The sequence below is a fragment of the Thermoanaerobaculia bacterium genome (genome assembly GCA_035260525.1).
Classification (GTDB): Bacteria; Acidobacteriota; Thermoanaerobaculia; order UBA5066; family DATFVB01; genus DATFVB01.
The window spans coordinates 1-7371 of the sequence record DATFVB010000085.1 but is presented as its reverse complement, the minus strand read 5'-3'; the positions used below and the strand labels follow the sequence as shown (position 1 = coordinate 7371).

Below are 7371 nucleotides of genomic sequence, written 5' to 3'. Positions count from 1 at the left end.
AAGCGCTTTGCGCTCGACAGAGCTTCGGCGCGATTCAGGCACAATGAGGATCTCCCTGCCGAAGCGAAGGCGGATGTCGCGCCGTAGCTCGCCAACAAGCGAGCGAAGGCGGACCGCTCGCCGCTCTCTCTCGACGAATCCGCCTTCGCCCTGCCAAGCGCTTCCGCGCCTGGCGACGCTTCGGCGCGATTCAGGCACGAAGACGATCTCCCTGCCGAAGCGAAGGCGGATGTCGCGCCGTAGCTCGCCAACGAGCGAGCGAAGGCGGACCGCTCGCCGCTCTCTGCCGGCGCTCCGCCTAGAATCCGGGAAGATGAAGCAGGTTTACGTCCTCGAGTCCATCCCGTCGCCCGGTCATCACTACGTCGGAATTACGGGAAATCTCGTGAAGCGATTCGAATCTCACGATTCCAGAGAGCTGCCGCAGCACACTCGACGTTTCGCGCCCTGGAGACTGAAGGTCGTTCTCTCCTTCACCGATGACGACAAAGCGGCGGCATTCGAGCGCTATCTGACAACGGGCTCCGGTCGAGCTTTCGCCAAACGGCACTTCGAATAGGCCGCACGCTACCGATGCCCGCTGCCCGGCGGGAACGTCCGCTCCGGATGATGCAGGCCCACCATGCGCCGGATCGGGCGCGGTGCTACCGTGGGTCCCGCAAAGGAGGCCACCCATGGCCGGAAAGACGAAACGAACCACGCACCGGAGCGTGGCCGGCAAGAAGCTCTACGCCGTGCGCGACGCGAAGGGGCGATTCAAGGACATCCAGACGTACGAGCGCGCTCACCGCGCCGATCTGAAGCGCAAGTCGAAGGCCGAGCGGTCGAAGTAGCCGGCATCGCCTCGCCGGCTGCGTTCAGCCCGCGAGGTGTTTGAAGAACTCCGCGAGCCCGCGGGCGGACCCGCGGCCGTTGAACATCACCTCGATCGCGCCTTTCGCGGCTCGTCCGCCGAGGGGCACGATCGTGACGCCGCCCGTCCTCGCCGTTTCGCGGACCGCCCTCGGCCGCCGCAGCGGCGCGATCCCCGCCTTCCGGCGCAGTCGCGACAGCTCCGGCGGGAAGAGCTTCACGCCGAAGCGCTTCCGGATCGCCTCGATGACCTGCGTCCCGGTCATCTTCCCGGCGAGGAGCATCTTCTGCGCCTCGCGCTGCGCCGACGCGCGGTCGATCCCGAGCTTGCGGCGCGCCTCGCGGATCGCGGGGAGGGGCACGTCCTTCCGGAGCCGCCGCGCGGCTTCCTTCTTGAGCTCCCGCTCGTTGAGAGACTTGTTCGCGCGAAGCATGGTCACGAGCTGTGTGACAAGAGCCTTATCGGCCATTTCCCTCTCCTCCCCCGGCAGCATAACAGGGCATGTGATATGACCGGACGGTCACCGGTCGCGGGCGGGGATGACGAGCATCACGAATCCCGTCACGGCGACGCCGGCGGACTCCCAGCGCCACGCGCCGGCCGGGAGCAGGAAGAAGCCCGCCGCTCCGGCGACGAGGAGGACGAGCCCGATTTTTCTCATGGAACGCGCGTCTCGTGCATGGCCGCTGTCGTAGGATACGCGAAATGCCGCTCGAAAAGACGCTCCGGACGCGGGACCTCGTCCTGTTCAACGTCGCCGCGATCGTCGGAATGCGATGGATCGCGCTCGCGGCGCACTCGGGCCCGTCGTCGCTCGGGCTCTGGGTCCTCGCCGCGCTCGTGTTCTTCATCCCGCAGGGTCTCGCGGTCACGGCGCTCTCCTCGGCGATCCCCGAAGAAGGAGGGCTCTACGTCTGGACGACGCGCGCGTTCGGGCCGCGGCACGGATTCCTCTGCGGCTGGCTCTACTGGGCGGCCAACATCACCTACATCCCGACGCTCGGAATGTCGACGGTCGTCTTCGCGCTGTACACGTTCAATCTCCGCTACGCGCATCTGGAAAAGAGCACGGCCTACACGGCGACGGCCGCTCTCGTCCTGCTCGCGATCGCGCTCGCTCTCAACATCATCGGTCTCCGGACCGGAAAATGGGTCCAGAACATCGGGGGCCTGGCGCAGTGGCTTCCCACCGCGGCGCTGCTCCTGGTCGGCGTCGTGGCGCTCGCGCGCGACGGGTCGGCGACGGCGTTTCCCGCGCGTTCCTTCCTTCCCTCGTTCTCCGACTTCGACACGATCTCGTTCTTCGCGCTGATCTGTTTCGGATTCGCCGGCCTCGAGCTCGCGCCGATGTGCGCCGGCGAGGTCGTCGACCCGAAACGCACGTTCCCGCGCGCGATCGTCATCTCCGGCATCACGATCGCGGCCTGCTACGGGCTCGGCACGGTGTCGCTCCTCTGGGCGCTCCGGCCCGCCGACGTCTCGATCATCGCGGGAGTGAACCAGGCGATCGCCGCCGCGGGCGCGCGCCACGGGATGGCGTGGCTCGGACCCCCGATCGCCGTCCTGATGACGCTCGCCGGGCTCGGGGGAATGGGCGCGTGGCTGATCGGCACCGCGCGGCTCCTCTTCGTCGGCGGTCTCGATCGCTACCTTCCGCCCGTGTTCGGACGGCTCCATCCGCGATGGAAGACGCCGCACGTCGCGCTGCTGGTCCAGGCGGGCCTCTCGGCGCTCTTCATCCTCGCCTCGGCGGCGGGCTCGACGATCAAGGAGGCGTATCTCGTTCTCGTCGAAGCGACGCTCATCACGTACTTCATCCCGTATCTCTACATGTTCGCCGCGGCGATCCGGCTCCGCCGCGAGATCGCGAGCTCGCCGGGCGCGATCTCCGTCCCCGGCCGGAAGGCCGGGTCGTGGATCTCCAACGGCGTCGGCTTCGCGACGACGCTGCTGGCGATCGGACTCGCGCTCGTTCCCCCTTCCGGAACGAAGAACAAGATGGCGTTCTTCGCGAAGGTCTTCGTCGAATCGTTCGGTTTCGTCGGGATCGGTTACGTTCTCTACGTCCTCGCGGAGCGGCGGCGGACCGTCGCGGGAGCGCGCTCGGGGACCGGGAGCGCGTGACGGGGTCGCGGCTCGCCGAACCAGCGGCTCGACCGCGCCCGCCGCCACCCCCTTCGCCTGCGCTCCCGCTCCCGCATCGCGGAGCTTTCGCCTCGGTTACTTCGGCGAAAGCGTTCCGCGATGCGATGGGCCCGAGAGCCCGACGCAGGAACGGACACGGGCCCCGGACCGCCGCGGGAGCGCGCTCGGGGATCGGGAGCGCGTGACGGCGCGCAAGGCCGCCGCCTCCCCACACTCCCAAGGATTGATCGCCCGCCGAGTCAAAGGCGCAAAAGCGCCTCTCCTTCCCGTAACGGGATCTCTCATACCAGGGATGGCTCCGAGTTGAGCGGCGCAAAGCGTCCGCTTCAACTCGGCGCCTGGTCTTCCTCTCGCGAAATCCGGGCGACCCTCACGGCGACAACGGGATTTTGAAGCTGATAGATTCGTTCCTTCGGAGGAACGACCGATGTTTTCGGAATTCCACAACGAACCGCTCACCGACTTTTCATCGGAGGACAACCGCCGGCTCTTCGCGGCCGCGCTCGACCGCGTCCGATCGAAGCTTCCGATCGAAGGCCGTCTGTACGTCGGCGGGGAGTGGATCGCCGCCGCCGCGACGTTCGAATCGCGCAATCCCTCGCGCAAGGACGAGGTGATCGGCCGCTTCGCGAAGGGCACCCGCGCCGACGCGCTGCGCGCGGTCGACGCCGCTCACGAGGCGTTCGCGACGTGGAGGAACGCCTCGGTTTCCGAGCGCAGCGGGCTCCTCGTCCGCATCGCCGCGATCCTGCGCGAGCGCAAGCACGAGTTCTCGGCGATGATGTCGCTCGAGGCGGGGAAGACCTGGCCCGAAGGCGACGCCGATACCGCCGAGGCGATCGACTTCTGCGAGTTCTACGCCCGGGAGATGCATCGGCTCGCGCGGCCGCAGCCGCTGACGCCGGTCCCCGGCGAGCGCGGCGCGCTCGAGTTCCTCCCGCTCGGCGTCGGCGCGGTGATCCCGCCCTGGAACTTTCCACTCGCCATCCTGGCCGGGATGACGACGGCGGCCATCGTCGCCGGCAACACGGTCGTCCTGAAACCCGCCTCCGACACCGCCGGCATCGCGACGATGTTCGTCGAAGCGGCGGTCGAAGCGGGAGCACCGGCGGGCGTGCTCAACTTCGTCACCGGACCCGGAGCCGAAGTCGGCGACGCCCTGGTCGAGTCGCCGAAAGTCCGCTTCATCGCGTTCACCGGGTCGAAAGCGGTCGGCCTCGAGATCAACGAAAAGGCGGCGAAGGTGCCGAAGGGCCAGATCTGGATCAAGCGCGCGATCTTGGAGATGGGGGGAAAGGACTTCATCCTCGTCGACGAGACGGCGGACCTCGACTCCGCCGCGGCCGGCGTGGTCGCCTCCGCGTTCGGGTTCCAGGGACAGAAGTGCTCGGCCTGCTCGCGCCTGATCGTCGTCGACTCCGTCCACGACGCGCTCGTCCGAAAGGTCGTGGAGCGGACGAAAGCGCTCAAGCTCGGCCCCGCCGACGATCCTGCCTCGAACGTCGGCCCCGTCATCAACGCCGGAGCGCAGAAGAAGATCCTCGAGTACGTCGCGGCGGGCCGGAACGAAGGAAAGGTGCTCGCCGGCGGCGCGCCCGGACCCGACTCCGGGTACTACGTCCAGCCGACGGTGATCGACGACGTTCCTCCCGGCGCCCGCATCGCGCGCGAGGAGATCTTCGGTCCGGTGCTCGCCGTCATCCGCGCGCGCGATTTCGACGAAGGGGTCGCGCTCGCCAACGACACCGAATACGGGCTGACCGGTTCACTCTATTCGAGCGATCCGAAGCGGATCGAGCGCGGCAAGCGCGATCTCTTCTGCGGCAACCTCTACATCAACCGCAAGTGCACGGGCGCGCTCGTGGGAGCGCACCCGTTCGGCGGATTCAACATGTCCGGAACGGACTCGAAGGCGGGGGGACGCGAGTACCTCTACCTCTTCACCCAGGCCAAGGCGATCGCCGAAAAAATCTGAGCACCCAGCGCTCATCGCCATGAGCGCCCGCCTTCGCGGAGCTTCGGCGGGTAGACTCCGAACTGAATCCCGAGCGAACGCGACGCGAAGCGCCGCGTGAGAGAGGGATCTCGGTCGCGGACTCCGGCGGTCGACCGAGATTCCTCCCGCCGCCGCCAAGGCTATGGCGGGCAAGCCGTCGCGTCGCTCCTCGAACTACCCCATGAGATGGATCTCGCCAATGCGCGATGAAAGTTGGGGGTTTGTCATCGCGAGGAGCGACACGTCCGCCATAGCCTTGGCGAAGGCGGAAGCGACGTGGCGATCTGCTCCCGGATCAGATGCTCGCATCTTTGATGCTCGCATTCTTCGAATAGGCTTCGGCCCGCGGCCTCGCAATGACCCTTTTTTCGGATCATCTTCGCCGACTTTGTAAACAATGACAGGGCCGCTCGCCTGACGGCGAAGGATCCCCGGCTGCAAAAAACCGCCCGGCTCCTCGGGGAGCCGGGCGGCGGATTTGCCGGAACGTGAAACGCTACGGACGGGCGGGCGAGCCCTCCCCCGTCGGGATCGGCGGGAGCTTGCGGCTCGCGAGCTCCGCGTTGAGCGGCCCGATGTCGCTCTTCGCGAGCGCGTCGAACTCCTTCGCGACGTCGGCGAGCTCGCGCCGGAGAGCTTCGACCCGATCGACCTGGTAAACGGCGGGCTTTCCCTCCCAGCTCATGAGCGCGCCGTAGACCTCGTCGAGGTGCTCGCGAATCCGCTCTTCGCCGGTGATCGCGCCTCCCTCCTTCGTCGCCACGATCTCCTTCTTGACGTCGTCGAGCTTCCCGGCGGCCGCGTCGAGCTTCTTCTTCAACGCGTCCCCCTCGGGCAGCCCCTTGGCCGCCCGCATCGCCGCTCCGCGAGCGGCGTCGACCCGGTCGTTGAGCGCGCTCATCTCTCCGAAGAGCGCGTGCGCCTTCATCACCGCGTCGAACTGCTCCTTGCGCTCGGCGGCGCCGTAGGGTGCCCGCCGGTCGACGACGACGTCGAATTTCTGCTCGATCGTCTCGCCCCCCTTCGTCAGCCTCGCCGTGTACGTTCCCGGCGGCACCCGCGGCCCGATCGAAGAATAGAACGCGAGCTGCGCCGCTCGCGGCACCCGCGGCGGAGGAACCTGCATCGACCAGAACACGCGGTTGACGCCGCGCTGCTTGCTGGCGGCGATCGAGTCGATCACCTTGCCCGAAGCGTCCAGGATCTCGAGCTTGATCGGCCCGAAGAGATGGCGGCTCCGCTGGTAGTACGTGATGACGGCGCCGCCGGTCGGATTCTGCCCGACGAACGTCGCGTCACCCTCGACCCAGCCGCCGCTGGAGGGCATTCGCTGCTGGACGGGACGGCCCGGGAGGAACATCGCGGTCTTCGAAAGCGAGGCGGGCGTGAGATGCCGCAGCGGCGTGATGTCGTCGACGATCCAGATACCGCGCCCGTGCGTCGCGAGAACGAGATCGTTGTCGCGCGGATGGATCTGGAGGTCGCGCACCGCGACGTCGGGGAAGTCCCCTCCCTTGAACTGCGCCCAGGTGGCGCCGCCGTCCGGCGAGATCCAGAGCCCGAACTCGGTGCCGAGGAAGAGAAGCGAAGGCTTGACCGTGTCCTCCCGGATGACGTGCGCGTAGCCGCGGACGCCCGACTCGGGTCCCGCGATCCGCGTCCAGGTCTTCCCGAAATCGGTCGTGCGGTAAGCGAACGGCCGCATGTCGCCCACCGTGTGGAAGTCGAAGGCCGCGTAGGCGGTCGCCGGCTCGAAGCGGCTCGCCTCGACCCAGCTCACCCAGGCTCCCTTCGGCAGCCCCGTGACGTTGCCGATGACGTTGGTCCAGTGCTTGCCCGCGTCCCGGGTGAGCTGCAGGTTGCCGTCGGAAGTGCCCGCCCAGATGACGCCGCCGTCCTTCGGCGACTCGCTCACCGAGTAGATGTTCGTGTATTCCTCCGCGGCGGAGTTGTCGACGGTGATGCCGCCCGACTCTTCCTGCTTCTGCTTCTCCGGGTCGTGCGTCGTCAGATCCGGCGAGATCCGCTCCCACGTGTCGCCGCGGTCGCGGGACCGGAAGAGGAACTGCGCGCCGAGGTAAATCGTCCCTTTCTGCGTCGGCGACGGGTAGATCGGCGCGTTCCAATTGAAGTGCAGCTTCTCCTTGTAGCCGGCTTTCGGCTGGATGTCGCGCGCCGTGCCGGTCTTCCGGTCATAGCGCGTGATGTGGCCGCCCTGCGCCTCCGAGTACACGGCGTCGGGATCGGACGGGTCGGGGATCGTCCAGAACCCGTCGCCGTTGGGGATCGGCGTCCATTGCGAGTTCGTGATCCCGCCCGGATGCGCGGAGTCGCCGAACCACGAGCTGTTGTCCTGGAGCCCGCCGTAGACCTGGTA

The 7371-nt window shown here is 67.6% G+C and carries 7 protein-coding genes; 4 read left to right on the top strand and 3 right to left on the bottom strand.

Annotated features, from left to right (window positions below):
* Window positions 1–313: 313 nt before the first annotated feature.
* Entirely contained in the window at window positions 314–559 is a 246-nt protein-coding gene (locus tag VKH46_04115; protein ID HKB70004.1) for a GIY-YIG nuclease family protein, read from the top strand.
* Between the two features lie 115 nt (window positions 560–674).
* Window positions 675–833 (top strand): hypothetical protein, encoded by a 159-nt coding sequence (locus VKH46_04110; protein HKB70003.1) that lies wholly within the window; start codon window positions 675–677, stop codon window positions 831–833.
* Window positions 834–857: 24 nt separating this feature from the next.
* On the opposite strand, the gene VKH46_04105 is transcribed toward VKH46_04110, so the two are convergent.
* Both VKH46_04105 and VKH46_04100 read right to left on the bottom strand, forming a co-directional pair.
* Window positions 858–1322 carry a hypothetical protein gene (locus VKH46_04105; protein ID HKB70002.1) on the bottom strand — a complete coding sequence of 155 codons (465 nt, stop codon included), beginning with the start codon at window positions 1320–1322 and terminating at the stop codon, window positions 858–860.
* A 51-nt stretch (window positions 1323–1373) separates the two neighbouring features.
* Window positions 1374–1514, bottom strand: coding sequence for a hypothetical protein (locus VKH46_04100; protein HKB70001.1), 141 nt, complete (start codon window positions 1512–1514; stop codon window positions 1374–1376).
* Window positions 1515–1558: 44 nt separating this feature from the next.
* Here VKH46_04100 and VKH46_04095 point away from each other — a divergent pair, with 44 nt between their 5' ends.
* Both VKH46_04095 and pruA read left to right on the top strand, forming a co-directional pair.
* A complete protein-coding gene (locus tag VKH46_04095) occupies window positions 1559–2977 on the top strand; it encodes an APC family permease (GenBank protein HKB70000.1) in 1419 nt (472 codons plus the stop codon).
* A gap of 448 nt (window positions 2978–3425) precedes the next feature.
* On the top strand, window positions 3426–4973 hold the full coding sequence (pruA, locus tag VKH46_04090; protein ID HKB69999.1) for an L-glutamate gamma-semialdehyde dehydrogenase: 1548 nt from the start codon (window positions 3426–3428) through the stop codon (window positions 4971–4973).
* Between the two features lie 517 nt (window positions 4974–5490).
* On the opposite strand, the gene VKH46_04085 is transcribed toward pruA, so the two are convergent.
* The coding region (locus VKH46_04085; protein ID HKB69998.1) for a sialidase at window positions 5491–7371 on the bottom strand (1881 nt) is incomplete at its 5' end.